The following is a 19,580-nucleotide window of genomic DNA, read 5'->3' on the forward strand; positions in this document are numbered from 1 at the left end:
ATCACTATAATATAAATTTATTAGGATTTTATTATTTATTGAGGTTTGTTATGTTTCTCTCTGCTGTTAGTTATATTGTCTTACGCCCATACTATTTAACTTTATTAATTACAGCCCTACTATTTTTTTGGATGTTCTCAGCGCCCGCTCAAAGTGAATTAATAGAGAAAGATAAAGAAACACCAGTGGTTGCACTACCTAAAGTCCAAACAACACATTTTACCCCTCAAGCAATGATTAAAGAACTCAGTTTATACGGGAAAAGCGAAGCTAATAGTCGCGCCGTTATTCGCGCAGAGGTTGCGGGTAAGATCATAAAGATATCAACGCAAAAAGGGCACTATGTTAAGGCCAATAAAAGTCTGATTAACATAGAAAAAAGTGAACTACCTGAACGACTCGCACAAGCTGAAGCACAACTCGCTGAACGAGAGTTAAACTTTAAAGCGGTTAAATCTCTGAATGACAGAGGTCTTCAAGGACGCGCCCGACTTGCGGAAATGAAAAGCTTATATCTTGTTGCTAAAACCAGTGTGAAAAAATTAAAACTACAACTACAGCGAACGCATGTTGTTGCGCCTTTTGCTGGGGTATTACAGGAACAGTTTGCAGATAAAGGGGACTATATGCAGGTTGGCGATCCTATTTTTAGTATTGAAAATACTAACCCTATCGTGATTCGGGGTGATGCAACTGAGCATTATATTACTCAGTTAAAACGTGGCCAAAAAGTAACTGCAACTTTATTGTCTGGCGATGTGATTAGCGGAAAATTGACCTTTATTGCATCAATGGCAGACAGTAAAAGCAGTACTTTTCGTATTGAAGCTGAATTTGATAACCCTGATTTTAAAATCTTCTCTGGTATCAGCGCTAAATTAACCATTCCACTTTACCCTGTTGACGCTATCTATGTTTCTCCTTCTGCACTTGCTATGGATGAGTCGGGCAACCTCGGCGTTAAATTGGTAAAGCAGGGCATTGTAGTGTTTATAGCGATCAACTTAGTTGAAGCGGACAATGACGGGGCTTGGTTATCTGGATTTGATGGGCCTGTTGATATTATTACGCTTGGGCAAGGTTTTGTGAAACCGGGCGCACAAGTTGATGCAACGGCTGCCAAGGAGTAGGTATGAAAACAATCATTGAAGGTTCATTATCGCGCAAACGTGCCGTGTTAATGATGCTCGTTTTTTTACTGGTGGCAGGACTTTCCGCTTATATCAACATTCCTAAAGAAGCGGATCCTGATATCCCTATTCCTGTTATTTATGTCTCTGTTGGCCATGAAGGCATATCACCAGAGGATGCAGAGCGACAGTTACTAAGACCGCTCGAACAACAATTACGCAGTATTGAAGGTATTAAAGAGATGAAGTCCACGGCAAGTTCTGGGCATGCCTCGATAGTGATTGAGTTTTACATCGATACGGATATTAAAAACGCATTAATTGATGTGCGTGAGCAGGTCAATCAAGCCAAGAGTAAATTACCTCAAGATAGCGATGAACCGGTTGTAAAACAGGTCACGCTAGCCAGTGAGAACCCCGCGTTAACTATTTTACTTTCTGGTAGCACACCTGAGCGTGCCATGATTACGCTTGCTCGCTTGATGCAAGATAAATTGGAAAGTTTTGCTGAAGTCTTAGAAGTTAGAATTGGTGGCGATCGAGAAGATATGGTTGAGATCCTCGCGGATCCTCTGCTAATGGAAAGCTATCAATTAGACATGGCTGATATCTATACCCTGATTTCACGTAATAATCGTTTAGTGGCCGCGGGGGTAATGGATAACGGCAAAGGGCGTTTTCCTATTAAAGTGCCTTCGGTTTTTTCTTCGGTTAAAGATGTGATGGAAATGCCCATTAAAGTAACCGGTGACAAGGTCATTACCTTTGCGGATGTTGCGCAAATACGCCGCGCTTTTAAAGATCCTTCAAGTTATGTACGTGTGAATGGTTTACCCACTATTTCATTAGAAATCATTAAACGCCCCGGTGAAAATATTATTGAAACGGTTGATAAGGTAAAAGCGTTAATCGATGAAAATAGAGAATATTGGCCTAATAATATTCAGGTAAGTTACGCGGGTGATAGCTCTAAAGATGTAAAACAGATGCTTAATGATCTGCAGAATAACGTTATCAGTGCGGTGTTATTAGTGGTGATCGTTATTATCGCCACCTTAGGAATAAGAAGTGCAGGTTTAGTCGGCATTGCTATTCCTGGCTCGTTTTTAACCGGTATTCTGGTGTTATGGTTATTTGGTATTACGGTCAATATTGTGGTGTTATTTGCGTTGATTATGGCGGTAGGCATGCTCGTAGATGGCGCGATTGTTGTCACCGAATTTGCTGATCGGGAAATGAGTGCGGGTGTTCAACGTCATCAAGCTTATTTAACGGCTGCAAAACGCATGGCATGGCCAATTATTGCATCAACAGCGACAACATTAGCTGCATTTGCGCCGTTACTTTTTTGGCCTGGTATGACAGGTGAATTTATGAAATATCTACCTTTAACCTTGATTGCCACGTTAAGTGCATCATTGTTAATGGCGCTTATTTTTATTCCTGTCTTAGGCAGTGTTTTTGGTAAACCACGTAAGCTTTCTGAAAAAGAACAAAACAATGCCCTGATTGCGGATAAAGGGGATCTTTTAGCGTTAACAGGTTTCACCGGAGCCTATGTTAAAACACTGAATAAATCCTTAAAAAGTCCATGGTTAGTTTTATTCATGGCGACGCTAATTGCTGGTTCAGGCATGACTCTTTTTGCCACTTCAAATTTAGGTGTTGAGTTCTTCCCTGATGTTGAGCCTCCTGGTATTAATGTCAAAGTGCGTTCTTATGGCGATTTTTCGATTGATGAGCAAGATGAGATAATGGCTACAATTGAAGCTAGAATTTTACCTTTAAAAGATGAGATAGATACGCTCTACGTGAAGACGGGAGACTCAACAGGCGAGACCGCTGGCTCGATGCGTATTAACTTACGTGATTGGCAAGATAGACGTAGTGCGAGTGAAATTATTGCTGATATTCAAGCGCGTACTAAAGATCTGCCCGGCGTTGAAATTGAATTAAAAAAAGACCAAGCAGGCCCTCCAACGGGTAAAGCATTACAAATCGAAATAAGCTCTCGTTACCCTGAATTATTACAAAGTGCCGCTGATAAACTACACCATGCGTTAGCCACTAAACCCTATTTTATTAATTTGGAAGATGATGGCGACAAACCGGGGGTAGAGTGGCAGTTTCAAATCAATCGTGCAGATGCTGCGCGTTATGGTGCTGATGCCACATTATTAGGAAGTACGGTTCAATTTGTGACTAACGGCCTGATGTTAGGGACTTATCGACCCGATGATGTAGATGACGAGCTGGATATTCGTGTTCGTTATCCTGAAAGCGAGCGTAGTTTGAGCAAGCTTGCTGAGTTACGTCTACAAACTGCCTTTGGTCAAATACCTGTGAGTCATTTTGTTACGTTAACACCAATGGCTAAACAGTCTTCGATTAAAAAAGTAGATGGTCGTATTGTCATGACAGTAAGTGCTGATATGGCTGAGGGTTACAATTTGAGTCTTATTTTACCTGAGTTAGAAAAAGAACTACCTACCTTAGGGTTAGACGCGCGTGTAACGTTGAAATTACGTGGTCAAAATGAAGATGAACAGGAAGCCGCTGCCTTTTTGAAAAATGCGTTTATGGTGGCACTTGCTGTGATGGCGTTAATTCTTGTGCTGCAGTTTAATTCTTTTTATCAATCATTCTTAATTCTCAGCGCGGTTATCTTCTCAACCGCGGGTGTATTTATCGGCCTATTTTTGAGTCAAAGTGCCTTTGGTATTGTCATGTCGGGCATTGGGGTGATTGCGTTAGCGGGCATTGTTGTTAATAACAATATTGTATTGATTGATACCTTTAATGTTTTCAAAAAACGCGGAATGGAAACACACGAAGCAATATTAAGAACGGGAGCCCAGCGTATCAGGCCGGTATTATTAACAACGGTCACGACTATTCTTGGGTTAATGCCCATGGTCTTAAAAATGAATATCGATTTTGTTGCGCGTACTATTGAATTTGGTGCGCCTTCTACTCAATGGTGGGCACAGTTAGCGACTGCTATTGCAGGTGGCCTTACTTTTGCAACATTACTGACATTAATTTTAACGCCATGTTTGTTAATGATTGGGGCAAATAGTGCACGTTGGTTTTCGCAATATAGAGGGAGATCAATGCCTCAAAAAACTAAACTAGAAGCGAATTAAAGGCATAGGTTAAGCTATCTATTAAGGGATAGCTTGCAAGATGAATATTAGGTCGCTAACATTCATGGCCTACTATTTTGTTTCATGGACGTACCTTAATGCTAGAAAGTTTTATCTATATATTGGACATGATCGGCGTTATTGTCTGTGCAATATCTGGTGTGTTAGTGGCTACTCGCTTACGTATGGACCCTTTTGGTATCGCTGTACTTGCTGGTGTTACCGGTATTGGTGGCGGCACGTTAAGAGATATGATGATGGGGGCAACCCCAGTATTCTGGATTATTGATAATACCTATATCTATGTGATCCTGGCAAGCGCTGCTATTTCGGTGTATTGGTTACATCGTATACACCGCTTTCCCGCCTATTTATTACCTCTTTTAGATGCCTTTGGTCTTGCTATTTTTACTATTATTGGCGCACAAAAAGCATTGACGTTAGGCTTTACTGGGCCCGTTGCTATTGCGATGGGATGTATAACTGGGGTGGCTGGTGGCATGATACGCGACTTGTTAAGTGGTCAAATCCCCTTTGTATTACAAAAAGAGATCTATGCAACAGCTTCCATTTTAGGCGCCACGTTATATGTTATTTGTCACTACTTTGAGTTTGGCCCTATTTTCGCGATGACGATTGCAATGCTTGGCACACTCTCACTGCGTATATGTGCTATTTATTGGCATTTATCGTTGCCGGTTTTTAGTGATGATAGAGAGGCTTAAAAAGAGTTTAACTAGATGTATATAGCAAATTAAACTCTTCAAGGTTATTAATCAATTAATAACCGTTAAAATATGACACTCCCGATTGTATCTGCAGTGTCATGCTCACTTTCATCATCATTCCATGTATTTACTTCATTAGAATAATGGGTAAAGAAGTCAATGCTATATTTCGCATCGTTATTAATAAAAGATTTAGGTATCATCACTTCAATATACTGAGTTGATGTATTCACTGTTAATGAATCTGATAACTGCTCAAGTGAGTTGTAATCTCTATCGACACCTGTTGAATCGTAAAGTCTAGGGGAAACTTCATTGTGGGTAGAGTGGAATAGCTCAACGGCAAACTCTGGACCACCATCATCAGATTCAAAATATATCCAATAGTTGTAGTAGGCCTCTACAATTGGAAGCGCTAGGGATGCTTTGTCTAAGCGAAGATATAAATTACTATCATCTTGTGCTAAATATAGGGCTGTGAGATCTAAGGCTCCTACACCTGCATCGCCATTTGCATCAGATATGATTGAGCTCGTATTGCCCCAGTCTGTTATTACGCCATCTACTGTTATGTCTAAAGTAGAAATGGTGACTGTTTCAGTTGTGTTACTATCAATGTTATCCCTATCTGCATTCTCTAAAATAAATTCTTTAGCTATGGTGTTAAATGCATACTCACCATCGTCGCCAAAATCATTATCAGCATGCACAACACGTACAAAACCATCAACAGCCGTCAAATACAGCTTATTATCGTCATCATTAACATTTGTCCATTGCTGGCCAGATATCGTTGCAATTGATGCTGGAACACTTATTTCCCGTAATACTTTTCCATGCACGGTTAGATCTTTCCAACTACCAGAAGCTAACTTAGTTGCATTATTATCATAATCTTGGTTATAAAAATTAACGATGCCTCCTGTCATTATTTCTGTAACAATATTAGTGTTTGCTAAGCCAATGACCGCTGAGACAGAAGTTAATTCAGTATATGGGCTTGTTGCAGCAGAAGCTTTAGTCAAAGATGCAAGCGTTGTTGCCCAGCTACCGTTTAAGTACACGGCATTACATGTGCCATCAAGAGCTTCCCATCGTGACACATCATCAGTTTCGCACCAATCACCCATATTAAGCTCATAAGGGTATGCAGTATTAGAGAATGTTAGCTGATATGCCCTGGATCCCTCTGGAAAGACTAGCTCATCAGTCACTGTGTCTGCCCATGAACCATCGCCTCCAGTACTACTTAGTGCATTTTGAACATTTAAGCCATCTAAAATTAGCTCTTTACCAGTAACGGTTTCGTTCAACTCCGATGTTTCCATAATTAATGTTATTGAGTTATCTTCATTTAGAATGATGTTCATGATCGTATCATCAGCAACAATCCAGCCACTGCTGGTTAAAAGGAGGTCTGTTTCGGCCTCATAAACTCGTTCTTCAGTGACGCCATCAGCATTTATTTCATATTCAATATCAGTGAAGGTGCCATCGCTATTAATATTTAGTCTTCCAAACTCTAATGATATAAAGTCATCACCATTTTCCTCGCTCCAAAACCAGTTGATGCCAGTGCCTTTAATTAGCGTAGCTAGGCTTGTTGCAGTAGAAGTGTTTTCTGCTTCATTTTGAGCGACTTGAGCGGATAAACCGCCACTTTCAAGGCTAATAAGTTCCTCATCCACCTCTGTTGCAATGCCATCAGCGTCAAAAATTAGGCTATCGTCGGTAGCTATATCTTCAACTTGTTGAGTAATATTATTTAACGCATCATAAACTTCATTGGTTACCAATGAAATTAACTCTTCTAACGAGATGTCTTCTGTTTCTGCTGCACTTTCTAGAAGCGTCATATTATCTGCAATAATATTGGCAGTGACTTGCGCTATTTGGTGTAATTTTTCAAATTCAGCTGCATTTTCTTGTCCATCTGTGCCGGCAACATAATCTTCATTAAGGGAGAGTGTTGTGCCTAATTTTCCTTGTACTGAGACTTCGGCTTCAGCAACGCTACTGCCGTTATCAATCTCGTTTTGTACCAGTGAGGTGAGTGGGCTTACAAAGGTATAACCAGCAGGCGCGCTTAGTGTGTAACCTTGTGTTAATACAACACCGGGTTCATCTTCATCAATAGTCTCACCGGCAACAATTTCGACTAATAATGGGTTGCCATCAATTTGAGCTTGCGTAACACCGATTAATGTAAATTCACCGCCATCGCCAGTGACAGCAGAAGGCTCATCAGTATCACATACTTTATTATTGTTTAAATCCAGACAAACTTTAGCATTACTCAGGTAACCGTCAGCGGCTTTACCAGCAAGAGAAAGCGACTCAGCTGTTGTTGAGCTAGAGGAAGAACTGCCGCCACAAGCAGAGAGGGTCGCAAGAACAAATAACGAGATTAGACTTTGTTGAAATTTCATAAAATACTCCATGTATCAATATAAAAAAACGTAATAGAAAAATAGATAAATGTGATTGATTAACCTTGGTGGAGCCTAGGTTGGTCAGCAATATCAAAATAAGTTTAGGTAGGATTTAAGTGCTTGCAAGGCTTGCATTTATTGGTTTTGAGTGAGAAAAAGGGAAGCATTTGATTTTTAATATTTATCCTTTTAGCGTTGCGTAATTATTTGCCATTAAAGTGACTTTTAATTCATTAGAATTGGGTTGGTTTTAGCTGCTTGTGTTTTTATCTGTTTATTCTGCGCGCAGAAAAAAGCATAAAACCTCATCGTGCTAGCAACGTGAATAATTGTTATCCGCAGAGCATTTATTTTCTTCTATAATTTCAATATATAAAAACAGATAACATGGAGTCTATTATGTACAGTCATTCGCAGGGAAAGCCGGATAAATTAGGTGTCACTTTTTCTCAAAAAGGCGCCAACTTTTGTGTTTATGCGCGATTAGCAGAATCGGTCGAGTTACTGTTTTTTGATGATAAGGATGCTTTAGAGGCGAGCCAAGTCTTTAATCTGTCAGATATTGATAATCGCACCGCCTATTACTGGCATATTTTTATTGAAGGGGTTGATGCAGGGCAACTCTATGCATTTCGTGTTAATGGGCCTTATCGGCCATATGAAGGTTTGTCATTTCAACCAGATAAAGTGTTGCTTGATCCCTACGGTTTATTAGTAGAACGAGGTGAAAACTTTTGTCGTGACGCTGCGATTAAAGAGGGCTCAAATATTGATAAATGCTTAAAAAGTGTTGTCGTTGATATTGATAATTATGACTGGGAGGAGGATGTACATCCGCGTCACCCCTTTGCAACCAGTGTTATTTATGAAATGCATATTGGTGGATTTACGCGGGATGTGAGCTCTGGTATCAGTAAAGATAAACGTGGGACTTATGCGGGTTTAATTGAAAAAATTCCCTACCTTAAAGAGCTTGGTATTACTGCGGTGGAATTGATGCCAGTGCATCAGTTTGATCCAAGTGAGCATCATGCAGGATTGGTTAATTATTGGGGGTATAGCCCTTTATCGCTATTTGCCACGCACCGGGAATACAGCTCTGATCAATCTGTATTAGGGCCAATTAATGAATTTCGCGATATGGTCAAAGCATTACATGCAGCGGATATTGAAGTTATTTTGGATGTTGTTTACAACCATACGGCCGAGGGAGATGAAAATGGCCCGACACTGTCTTTTCGTGGTTTCGACAGTAGTGTTTATTACATTATGTCAGAAGACAGAAAGCACTACATGAACTTTAGTGGTTGTGGTAATACACTCAACGGAACACATTCTGTGGTACGTAGAATGATTTTGGATAGTTTGCATTTTTGGGTGGAAAAAATGCATGTGGATGGATTTCGATTTGATTTAGCCTCTATTTTATCCCGCGATGAAGTCGGTCGCCCAATGCTCAGTCCGCCGACATTATGGAGTATTGATACGGATCCTATTTTATCGCCAGTTAAACTGATCGCCGAAGCATGGGATGCGGGGGGATTATATCAAGTGGGTAGTTTAGCGGGACAGCGTTGGCGTGAGTGGAATGGCCATTTTAGAGATGATGTACGTCGTTTTGTCCGTGGTGACTCAGGGCTTGTCGGTAAATTTGTAGCACGTTTAATTGGTAGCCCTGATATCTATGGCGCGCATAATTTAGAACCAGAAAAGTCAGTTAACTTCATCACTTGCCACGATGGTTTTACCTTAAATGATTTGGTGAGTTATAACGATAAACATAACCTCGCTAATGGTGAAGAAAATCGTGATGGTTGCTCTGATAACTTTAGCTGGAATCATGGGGTTGAAGGGCAAACAGACGACCCTCAAATTCAACAGTTAAGATTGCAACAAATTAAGAACTTGTTGGCGATTAATTTAATTTCGCTGGGCACTCCGATGATTTTAATGGGGGATGAGATAGCGCATAGCCAGCAAGGTAACAATAATGGCTACTGCCAAGACAATCCTGATTTTTGGTTTAATTGGGACAATGTAGAAAAAAATAAAGAGTTGTTCCGTTTCACTAAAGCCTTAATTGAGCAACGTACCACACTGGAAGCGGTGCATTTGAGTGATGCTCGACGTGATTCATTACATGATATTATCGCGCAATCAGGCATTCGCTGGCATGGAGTAAAAGTAAATGAGCCTGATTGGGGTGAGCATTCTCACGCAATTGCGATGGAAAGCAAACAATTGGGCTCGAAGCATGTTTCCTATGTTGTTTTTAATGCTTACTGGGAAGAACTCCGTTTCGAGTTACCGCCTTCTCCGAGTGGAAAATGGCAACGTATCGTTGATACCTCATTAAGTAATGGTCAAGATATTCATCTAGAAGGAGATAAAAAACATTTTGTAACAAAAGATTACTTAGTTACTGCACGTTCTATTGTTATTTTGATTGGATAACGCATCATGACTTGTTAAAATAAAAGTCATTCAACCCTTCGCTAAGCTTAAGAATAAACAGGTAAATAGATGCAAGTGGTACAAGACTCTACACAATTAGTTAATTGGTTTCGCAGTTCAGCGCCTTATATTAATGCTCACCGAAACAAAACATTTGTATTAATGTTAGGTGGTGAAGCATTAGAGACTGATAATTTTCAACATATCATCAATGATATTGCACTGCTTAATAGCTTAGGTGTAAAACTTGTTATTGTGCATGGCGTTCGCCCGCAAATTCAAAAGCAACTTGATATTCATGGTCATAAAAGTGCTTTTAAAAATGATGTGCGTATTACCGATGAAAAAAGTTTAGCGCTTATCAAACAGGCTGTTGGTGTTGTTCAAATTGAATTGCAAGCTCGTCTTTCAATGGGCCTTGCAAATTCGCCAATGCAGGGCGCGAGTATTCGCACGGTTATTAGTAATTTTGTGACCGCACAACCCATTGGCATTAAAGATGGTCTCGATTATTGCCACACTGGCAAGGTGCGCCGTATCGATATTGAAGGCTTAAAAATCCATCTTGATATGGGCGCGATTCCTGTGATATCACCGATTGGTTACTCGGTTACTGGTGAAGTTTTTAGCTTACTTGCTGAAGAAGTGGCGACACAAGTTGCGATTGATTTACACGCTGACAAGCTGATTGGTTTCTGCTCTAAAACCGGTGTCTTAGATGAATCGGGTGAATTGATCTCTGAGCTGTTACCTGAGCAAGCAGAGCAACATATTGAAGTTATTGGCGCTCAAGCTGGTGAGGCTTCTGGTACCTTACGCTTTTTACGGGCTGCTGTTGCCGCTTGTAAAGCCGGTGTTACACGCAGCCACTTGATTAGTTATTATCAAGAGGGCGCATTATTAAAAGAATTATTTACCCGCGATGGCAGTGGTTCACAAATAGTAAAAGAGAGCTCAGAACGCGTTCGCACAGCAACAATCGATGATATCGGTGGTTTATTAGAGCTTATTGAACCCCTTGAAAAGCAAGGTGTTTTAGTAAAACGCTCTCGTGAGTTACTTGAGAATGAGATCCATCATTTTCAGATTGTTGAGTTAGACGGCATGGTAATTGGTTGTGCTGCTTTGTATCCCTTTAAAGATGAAAAGATGGGCGAGTTAGCCTGTCTTGTTAGCCATCCTAAATATCGTCGTAGTGCACGCGCAGATAATTTGGTGGCACATGTTGAACGTAAAGCAAGAGAGTTAGGCTTGGAGTCTATTTTTGTATTAACCACACAAAGTATTCATTGGTTTAGAGAGCGAGGTTTTGATTTTACTGATATTAGTGAGTTACCTGCTGCCAAAAAAGAGATGTATAACCTAAAGCGTAACTCCAAAGTGTTATTACGCAAAATTAGTTAACCCAAGGATTTCCTATTATTATTATGCCCTTAGCTAAACCGTTGTTATCGATATTTTTGACCCTTTTTTTGGTCTCGTTATCACTGAATGCACAAAGTAAAACGCAATATCTATCGATTGGTACGGGTGGTGTGACGGGCGTTTATTACCCAACAGGTGGGGCTATTTGTTATTTAGCCAATCAAATAAAAGAAACGGATTATCACTGTGAAATTAAAAGTACACCGGGGTCAATTTACAATATTGAAGGCATTCGCTCGGGTGAATTAACGCTGGGTGTGTTGCAGTCTGATTGGCAATATCATGCCTATGAAGGCACGGGGCGTTATAAAAAAATTGGTAAGTTTCCAGAGCTTCGTTCTCTTTTTTCTGTTCATGCAGAACCTTTTACCGTGCTTGCAAGAGCGGACTCAAATATCAATCGTTTTGAAGACTTAAAAGGGCAACGTGTAAATATTGGTGCTCCTCGCTCTGGACAGCGTGCGACAATGGAAATGTTATTAGATCTTTATCAGTGGAAAAATAAAGATTTTAAAAACGTTTTACAACTAACCCCTAGTGAACAAGCTAAAGCATTATGTGATGACAAAGTTGATGCCATTATTTATGTTGTTGGCCATCCTAATAGCTCAATCAAAGAAGCCTCTGGTGCTTGCCAAACAAAATTGGTTAATGTGTCGGGCGATAAAATTAATACCTTAACTGAGCAAAGAAGTTATTATCAAAAAACGATTATCCCGGGTGGTATGTATCGTGGTAGTGACGAAGATACACTAACATTTGGTGTTGGCGCAGTGGTCACAACCACATCAGCATTATCAGAGGTCGTTGCTTACCAATTAGTTAAGTCTGTGTTTGAAAATCACGATGAGTTTATTCAATTACATCCTGCGTTTAAGTATTTAAAAAAACAAGCGATGGTAACGAACTCTATTACCGCTCCATTGCATAAAGGCGCCATCCGATATTATAAAGAAGTCGGTTTAATGAAATAGTTCATAATAAAAGCTATTTTTCACCTAAATATATCTAGATTAATCACTGGTTACTCGCAAAAATTACTTAATAAGATTGAAAACCGCTACCATTTACTCATAATACGTGTTCACCTTATTAAGGAACTATCAATGAAAAAGACCTTCAAATACTCACTATTGAGTGCATTAGTATTATCCGCTTCATTTGTTCAAGCAGCTGACCAAAAATTTGTAACGATTGGAACGGGCGGACAAACAGGTGTTTATTACGTTGTTGGCCAATCTATTTGTAAATTGGTTAACCGTGGCATTAAAGATCACCAGATTAAATGTAATGCACCTTCAACAGGCGGCAGCGTTGCTAATATCAATGCAATTGGCGCTGGCGAGCAAGATATGGGTGTTGCACAGTCTGATTGGCAATACCATGCTTACAACGGTACTAATAAGTTTGAAGGCAAGCAAAATAAAGAGCTACGTGCTCTATTTTCAGTTCATCCTGAACCATTCACATTAGTGGTACGTAGTGATTCTGGTATTGAAAGTTTTGATGACCTAAAAAACAAACGTGTTAACGTCGGTAACCCAGGTTCTGGTACGCGTGGTACAATGGAAGTGGTAATGGGCGCTAAGCACTTTACCATGAAAGACTTTAGCCTTAAATCTGAGCTTAAAGCTGCTGAAATGTCAGCCGCTTTATGTGATAACAACTTAGATGCAATTACTTATACCGTGGGTCATCCTTCTGGTGCAATCAAAGAAGCGGGTGTTTCTTGTGATTCAAAAGTAGTGCCTGTTGTTGGACCTGAAGTTGACAAGTTAATTGCTGATTTCCCATTCTACGCACCTGCAATTATTCCTGGTGGCATGTACAAAGGCACACCTAACGATGTACCAACCTTTGGTGTTGCTGCAACATTTGTAAGTTCAACTAAAACAGATGATGAAACTGTTTATCAAGTTGTTAAAGCCGTATTTGATAACTTTGAACGCTTCAAAAAATTACACCCTGCTTTCGCTAACCTGAAAGAAGAAGATATGATTAAAAATGCACTTTCTGCTCCATTGCATAACGGTGCGATTAAATATTACAAACAGCGCGGCTGGATGTAATTTCAACTATACCCGTGAGACTTAAAGTCGCGCCTTGCTCTGTTCTATGAGCTAGCACCTGACAAAGTATTTTGAGTCGCTACGGGGATATAATTTAATATAAAACTATAAAGGCAGTGTTACTGTCTTTTTTTTTATAACAACTAAAATAAGAATAATTTATGCGCGAAAAAATTCATATAATGGATGAAAACGAGCTGCAAGAGCTGGTGGAACAAACTGAAACAGGTGGACGTCATGTTGTCGGTAATATCAAAAAACTGATCACTTTCACGGCTATAGCATGGTCACTGTTCCAGTTATATTTTTCATCACCCGTGCCTTTTATGTTGCAGCAGTTTTTAAACACTATTGGATTAGATCTAAACGTGGTGTTTGACGATACCAAAGCGCGCTCTATTCATTTGTCATTTGCACTATTTCTGGCTTTTTTATCTTACCCTGCATTTAAAAATTCCTCAAAGAAAACCATTCCAGTGATTGATTGGATACTGGCATTAGTGGGTGGTTTCTTAGGGGCTTATTACTTTATTTTCTATGAAGGCATTGTGACACGAGTAGGCATTCCAAATCAGATGGATGTTATCGCAGGTGTTGTCGGCATATTGATTCTACTTGAAGCGACACGCCGAAGTTTAGGCGCACCCTTAGCGGTGATCGCGCTAATCTTCCTCCTGTTCAACTTTATGGGCCCCAATTTACCGCAATTACTTGCCCATAACGCCAATAAAATTACCACTATTGTTAATCAACAATGGATAACAACCGAAGGTGTGTTTGGTATTGCCTTAGGTGTTTCGACTAAATTTGTATTCCTTTTTGTATTGTTTGGCGCTTTGCTTGATAAAGCAGGCGCAGGTAATTACTTTATTAAAACCGCGTTCTCTTTACTTGGGCACCTTCGTGGTGGTCCCGCAAAAGCCGCTGTTATTGCATCTGGGTTAACCGGTCTAATCTCTGGTTCATCAATTGCTAATGTAGTCACCACGGGTACATTCACTATTCCCATGATGAAAAAAGTTGGCTTTTCTGCGGAGAAAGCTGGCGCAGTAGAAGTGGCTTCTTCTGTTAATGGACAAATCATGCCACCTGTTATGGGGGCCGCTGCTTTCTTAATGGTTGAATACGTGGGTATTAGTTATTTTGAAGTGGTTAAACATGCCATTATTCCAGCCTTAATTTCTTATATTGCACTGGTTTATATTGTTCATTTAGAGGCGATGAAAGCAGGCATGTTTGGTTTGAAACGCGCTAAACCTCCAGCAAAAATGTTAATTCGTTTACGTAACGCGGCCTTAATTGTTTTCTCTTTTTGTTTATTAGCTCTAGTTACTTATTACGGCTTAGGCTGGATAAAAGGCATAGCGGGTGATAGTTCTGTTTATGTTATCGCTTTACTTGTTGGGCTGGCTTATATCGCCGTGGCTTACTGGTGTGCGCGTTTTCCTGAGTTAGAACTTGACGATCCTAATGCGCCGATTGTGCATCTACCTGACGTTAAATCGACAGTGAATTCAGGATTACATTTCTTATTACCCGTGATTGTATTGATCTGGTGTTTGATGATTGAACGTTTATCACCGGGGTTATCTGCTTTTTGGGGCACCGCGGTATTAATATTTATCCTGTTAACGCAAAAAGCGTTGTTTGGTTATTTTCGTGGAGAGTCTAACTTCGCTGCTCAATTTAAAGCAGGGTTCAGTGACTTATTAGAAGGCCTTGAAACCGGCGCTAAAAACATGGTGAGCATCGGTATTGCGACAGCAACCGCGGGTGTTATTGTTGGTGTTGTTGCACTCACAAATGTGGGGGCACCATTAGCTAGTATCGTGGAAATGGCGTCTGGCGGTAATATTCTTATCATGCTTATTCTAGTAGGAATATTGAGTCTTATTCTTGGTATGGGTTTACCAACAACGGCTAACTATATTGTTGTATCTTCATTATTAGCGACGGTTATCGTAGAAGTGGGCCAGCAAAATGGGTTAATTGTGCCGTTGATTGCCGTACATCTGTTTGTTTTCTACTTTGGTATTATGGCGGATGTAACCCCACCGGTTGGTCTGGCCTCCTTTGCTGCTGCAGCTATTTCAGGCGGGAAACCGATTAAAACCAGTGTGATCGCTTTCTTCTATAGTTTGCGTACCGCGATATTACCTTTCTTGTTTATTTTTAATACGGATCTTTTGTTAATCGATGTGGATTGGTTACACGGAATATTAATATTTATCATCGCCACGGCCGCTATCTTAGTGTTCACCGCGGCAACGCAGAAATACTTTTTTGATAAATGTAGCGCGTTAGAAGTTATCTTATTGCTGTTAATTGCATTTACGCTGTTTAGACCCGCTTATTTCATGGAAAAAATATCTCCTTCTTACGTGAATGTTGAGCCTTATAATCTTGTGGCTGAATTGCAACATTCACCCAGTGATCGTGACATGAAAATAAAAGTGAGTGGTTTAAGCGATATTGGCGAGCCCACTACTTTTTATGCGCATTTACCAATATTAGGTGAAACAGGCGAGCAACGTCTAGCACATATGGGACTGACATTAGTTGAGAGTGACGGTGCTGTTATGATTGATGATGTTAGTTTTGACAGCCCAGCTGCAAGTATGGGACTGGACTGGGATCAGCAAGTATTATCAGTTGAACTACCTGTTGAAGGCGCGTTCGCTAAGCAATGGTTGTACATTCCAGCATTATTGTTGTTACTGGGCATTGCGATGATACAAATACGTCGTCGTAGAGAAGAGCTGGTTAAGTTAGCAATGGATTAGTAATAGTTAGCTTGGGAGGTTGCTTCTTTCTTTAGAAGCGCTCTCAGGCTGACTAACTGGATCTTTTTACGTTGAATGTCTTATTAAAAATCAGACAATAAAAAGCCCGATTTATCAGAAGATAAATCGGGCTTTTTTGTTTCTTTATTCAGTGATTAATTAATGGTTACATTTACCATCAACGGGTTCACCGTAAAGATATAAACTGTGGTTAGTCAGTTTGATACCGAATTTTTTCGCAATCAGCTCTTGTTGCTTTTCAATTAAGTCATCATTAAATTCAATTACTTCACCACATTTAAGGCAAACAAGATGATCATGATGTTCTTGATGAGTCAATTCAAAGACTGATTTTCCGCCTTCAAAATGGTGGCGTGTAACAATGCCAGCATCATCAAATTGATTAAGAACACGATAAACTGTTGCAACACCGACTTCATCACCCTGTGAAAGTAATTTTTTGTACAGGTCTTCAGCACTTAAATGCTGGTTTTCAGGTAGTTGCAGTAAACGTAAAATTTTCACGCGAGGAGAAGTTACTTTTAATCCTGCATCTTTTAACGCTTGGTTTTCTAAAGACATAATCGAGTTCCCTACAACAATAATTAATCGCTAAGTTCAGCGAGGCACATTTCATCAAAAATTTGTTTAGACCAATCTTTTACACGTGATGCAGTTAATTCAGGCTGACGATCTTCATCAATGCCTAGACCAATGAAGTTATTATCATCAACGGTTGCTTTAGACGCTTCAAAATCATAGCCTTTTGTTGGCCAATTACCAACAATGATGCCACCTTTACTTTCAACGATATCACCAAGTTGGCCCATCGCATCAAGAAAGTATTCAGCGTAATCTTCTTGGTCACCACAACCAAAAATAGCAACGAGCTTCTCATTGAAGTCGATATCTTCTAGATCAGGGAAAAAGTCATCCCAATCACATTGTGCTTCACCGTAGTACCAAGTTGGAATACCAAATAAAAGCAGGCTAAATTCGGCAATTTCTTCTTTACTACTTTTAGCGATATCTTTTACTTCAACGAGGTTTTTACCGAGTTCTTTTTGGATCATTTTTGCAACAGCTTCTGTGTTACCTGTGTCGCTACCAAAGAAAATACCAACGCTTCCCATATCTTAATACCTTTGTTAATTTTAATTATTTATTTGTGCATGCAACAATTGTGCAATCAGTTCACTGCGATTTATATTCTGCTCTTTTGAAAGTTGATTAAGCAAACTAAACAGTTTGCTATCTACTTTTAACTCTATACGTTTGAGACCTTTTTGCTTATCGCGCAATACTTGTTTCTGCTTATTAATTTTAAGCTGTACTTTACGAGAATGCGGATTACTTTTAGGTCTACCTGGACGTACTTCGTCAGCAAAAAGATCGTGAGTAATACGATCAAATGATTCTTTTGCCATGTTTCTACCTAAAAATTAGCGATTAGCTAATGAGTGGTTGCCCACCAAATCTCAACAACCGCTTTGAAAACAAAACCAACACAACCAAAAAATAAAACACCCCACACAATATTACGTCCAAATTTTGGTACGTTACTGCGTTTTAATACGTCTTGAACGGACATTCCCATCAAAATAAAGAGGAAAAGATAAAAACCGTATAAGCCTAGGGTCTCAATTTGATCTGTGTATTGTTGTAACATAATCAAAGCTTCATTTAAAAAGGGGAATATAGCATATAAACAAAGCGAATATCGGTTGTTTATTTAAAAAAATCGGTCACTAAACGGTTAAATGTTTTCGCTTTTTCAGCATGTAACCAATGGCCTGTATTTGCAATGATTTTAGCTTGTGCCATAGGGAACTGCGTTGTTATTGTATTTTGATGCTCGGGTAAGATGTAATCTGAATTTCCACCTTTAATAAACAAGGTCGGTTGATTGAATATTTTATTCGAAAAAGGCCAACCTCTAACATGAATATAGTTATTAGCCAGTGCGATAAGATTGAATAAAAAAGCAAAATTATCGCCTTTTTTCTGCAATGATTTTAATAAAAACTGTCTGACGTCTGGGCTTTCTATATAACGTGAGAGTTGTTCATTTGCCTGCAGGCGGTTTTTGATTTTTTTAAAATCAAGCAACAATAAACCATTAAATACTTCACTGTGTTTATCGGGGTAATCAACCGGTGCGATATCAGCGACCACTAAACGCTTAATACGCTCTGGATTGGTTAACGCACAACCCATTGCAATTTTTCCGCCCATTGAATGACCAACAACAGAAAATTGTTCTATTTCGAGATGATCCGCTAATTCAAAAATATCAGCAACCATTTCTGGGTAACTCATTGTCTCACTTTGCGGGCTTCTTCCATGGTTGCGAACGTCAATTAATACAACGTGATAATTTTCGTGCAACTCTTTGGCAAGTGTTGATAAGTTCGACAAACTGCCAAATAAACCGTGAATTATAAAAATAATCTCAGCTTTATTCTCTAAATCAACGTCAGAGGCCTGTTTTATTTGGTAATTAAGTAGCATAAGATCTTATTTTAAGTGAAAATAAAGTGAGGTTTATTTAATGCTCGAATAGTAACATAAGTGCAACATATTACGTTATTTTTTAAGCTATCTGTGCACTAGATAATTTAAAAAATGAGAAACGATTGCAAGCGGAGAAACAATGAAACAAATTGATATTGAAGATGACCTTTACAAATATATTTTGGCAAACATAGAAGAATTTGGTGAAACTCCCTCCCAGATACTGCGTCGCTTATTACAATTGCCTAATGGTCATACGCCAGCTGAACATTATGCGCCTGTCGCTGAAGTGATTGTTAATGAGCCTGTTGTAAGCAAAATTATTGTTGAGCCTATCGTGGCAATAGAGAAAATAGAGATAACTGAAAAATTAGAAAAATCAGAAAAGGTAGTACCTACATCGCATGTCTTTTCTAATTCAGCGTTGCCTGAAGCATTTGCAAATGGTGTGGCTGCTTTGTTTGCCAGTGAGACATTTCAACAAGAGTCTGTCATCACTAATAAATTCAAAATGATGCTGACGACTATGTACTTTGAAAATAGAGATGCCTTTATTGAAGCATCAAAAGTAGCAAAGGGACGCTCTCGTGATTATTTAGGGGAGAATTTAGAACAGTTATTAGCATCGGATAATCAGGAAGAGGTCGACTTGCTTATTGCCAGTAAACCACGTGATATTCCGTACACACCATTTTGGGTGGTAACAAATGCTAATACAGGGCGTAAACGAATTATTTTAACGCAGGTAATGGCCTCTATGGGTTATCCGCACAATTTGATCGAACGTATCAAAGAAGAAATTTAAACTAAAGTCACTCAAAAAAGAGTCACTTTAAAGCAAAACTACTTTAAACCGTAAGGCCTTAGCCGATGCCCTTACGGTAAAGCATGTCTAAAAT

15 protein-coding genes are annotated in these 19,580 nt (G+C 39.5%); 9 read left to right on the forward strand and 6 right to left on the reverse strand.

Going from position 1 to position 19,580, the window contains the following annotated elements; all coding sequences use genetic code 11:
- The first annotated feature begins 50 nt into the window (after window positions 1-50).
- The 3 genes from CXF74_RS12720 (at window position 51) to CXF74_RS12730 (ending at window position 5,001) form a co-directional block, all read left to right on the forward strand.
- Entirely contained in the window at window positions 51-1,130 is a 1,080-nt protein-coding gene (locus CXF74_RS12720; RefSeq protein WP_101082809.1) for an efflux RND transporter periplasmic adaptor subunit, read from the forward strand.
- Between the two features lie 2 nt (window positions 1,131-1,132).
- Window positions 1,133-4,276 carry an efflux RND transporter permease subunit gene (locus CXF74_RS12725; RefSeq protein WP_101082810.1) on the forward strand — a complete coding sequence of 1,048 codons (3,144 nt, stop codon included), beginning with the start codon at window positions 1,133-1,135 and terminating at the stop codon, window positions 4,274-4,276.
- Between the two features lie 98 nt (window positions 4,277-4,374).
- The gene (locus tag CXF74_RS12730) at window positions 4,375-5,001 is read left to right on the forward strand and encodes a trimeric intracellular cation channel family protein (RefSeq protein WP_101082811.1); all 627 of its coding nucleotides are present in this window, start codon (window positions 4,375-4,377) and stop codon (window positions 4,999-5,001) included.
- 65 nt (window positions 5,002-5,066) lie between these two features.
- Here CXF74_RS12730 and CXF74_RS12735 read toward each other — a convergent pair whose 3' ends face one another.
- On the reverse strand, window positions 5,067-7,433 hold the full coding sequence (locus tag CXF74_RS12735; RefSeq protein WP_101082812.1) for a hypothetical protein: 2,367 nt from the start codon (window positions 7,431-7,433) through the stop codon (window positions 5,067-5,069).
- A 402-nt stretch (window positions 7,434-7,835) separates the two neighbouring features.
- Between CXF74_RS12735 and glgX the strand changes: the two genes are divergently transcribed.
- The 5 genes from glgX (at window position 7,836) to CXF74_RS12760 (ending at window position 16,167) form a co-directional block, all read left to right on the forward strand.
- A complete protein-coding gene (gene glgX / locus CXF74_RS12740; protein WP_101082813.1) occupies window positions 7,836-9,890 on the forward strand; it encodes a glycogen debranching protein GlgX in 2,055 nt (684 codons plus the stop codon).
- Window positions 9,891-9,959: 69 nt separating this feature from the next.
- A complete protein-coding gene (argA, locus tag CXF74_RS12745) occupies window positions 9,960-11,294 on the forward strand; it encodes an amino-acid N-acetyltransferase (protein ID WP_101082814.1) in 1,335 nt (444 codons plus the stop codon).
- A 23-nt stretch (window positions 11,295-11,317) separates the two neighbouring features.
- A complete protein-coding gene (locus CXF74_RS12750) occupies window positions 11,318-12,289 on the forward strand; it encodes a TAXI family TRAP transporter solute-binding subunit (RefSeq protein WP_101082815.1) in 972 nt (323 codons plus the stop codon).
- A 132-nt stretch (window positions 12,290-12,421) separates the two neighbouring features.
- Window positions 12,422-13,384: a TAXI family TRAP transporter solute-binding subunit gene (locus CXF74_RS12755; protein WP_101082816.1), complete on the forward strand. Its 963-nt coding sequence runs from the start codon at window positions 12,422-12,424 to the stop codon at window positions 13,382-13,384.
- A 161-nt stretch (window positions 13,385-13,545) separates the two neighbouring features.
- Window positions 13,546-16,167: a TRAP transporter permease gene (locus CXF74_RS12760; protein WP_101082817.1), complete on the forward strand. Its 2,622-nt coding sequence runs from the start codon at window positions 13,546-13,548 to the stop codon at window positions 16,165-16,167.
- Between the two features lie 159 nt (window positions 16,168-16,326).
- On the opposite strand, the gene fur is transcribed toward CXF74_RS12760, so the two are convergent.
- The 5 genes from fur to CXF74_RS12785 are packed head-to-tail and all read right to left on the reverse strand — an operon-like array spanning window position 16,327 to window position 18,678.
- Window positions 16,327-16,749 (reverse strand): ferric iron uptake transcriptional regulator, encoded by a 423-nt coding sequence (fur, locus tag CXF74_RS12765; protein WP_101082818.1) that lies wholly within the window; start codon window positions 16,747-16,749, stop codon window positions 16,327-16,329.
- Window positions 16,750-16,772: 23 nt separating this feature from the next.
- Window positions 16,773-17,300 (reverse strand): flavodoxin FldA, encoded by a 528-nt coding sequence (gene fldA / locus CXF74_RS12770; RefSeq protein ID WP_101082819.1) that lies wholly within the window; start codon window positions 17,298-17,300, stop codon window positions 16,773-16,775.
- 21 nt (window positions 17,301-17,321) lie between these two features.
- On the reverse strand, window positions 17,322-17,594 hold the full coding sequence (gene ybfE / locus CXF74_RS12775; RefSeq protein WP_101082820.1) for a LexA regulated protein: 273 nt from the start codon (window positions 17,592-17,594) through the stop codon (window positions 17,322-17,324).
- A gap of 26 nt (window positions 17,595-17,620) precedes the next feature.
- Window positions 17,621-17,836, reverse strand: a complete 216-nt coding sequence (locus CXF74_RS12780) for a DUF2788 domain-containing protein (RefSeq protein ID WP_101082821.1) — start codon at window positions 17,834-17,836, stop codon at window positions 17,621-17,623.
- Between the two features lie 59 nt (window positions 17,837-17,895).
- Entirely contained in the window at window positions 17,896-18,678 is a 783-nt protein-coding gene (locus CXF74_RS12785; protein ID WP_101082822.1) for an alpha/beta fold hydrolase, read from the reverse strand.
- Window positions 18,679-18,820: 142 nt separating this feature from the next.
- On the opposite strand from CXF74_RS12785, the gene CXF74_RS12790 reads away from it, so the two are divergent.
- Window positions 18,821-19,486: a replication initiation regulator SeqA gene (locus tag CXF74_RS12790; RefSeq protein ID WP_101082823.1), complete on the forward strand. Its 666-nt coding sequence runs from the start codon at window positions 18,821-18,823 to the stop codon at window positions 19,484-19,486.
- The last annotated feature ends 94 nt before the right edge of the window (window positions 19,487-19,580 follow it).

The sequence above is a fragment of the Psychromonas sp. Urea-02u-13 genome (genome assembly GCF_002835995.1).
GTDB lineage: Bacteria > Pseudomonadota > Gammaproteobacteria > Enterobacterales > Psychromonadaceae > Psychromonas.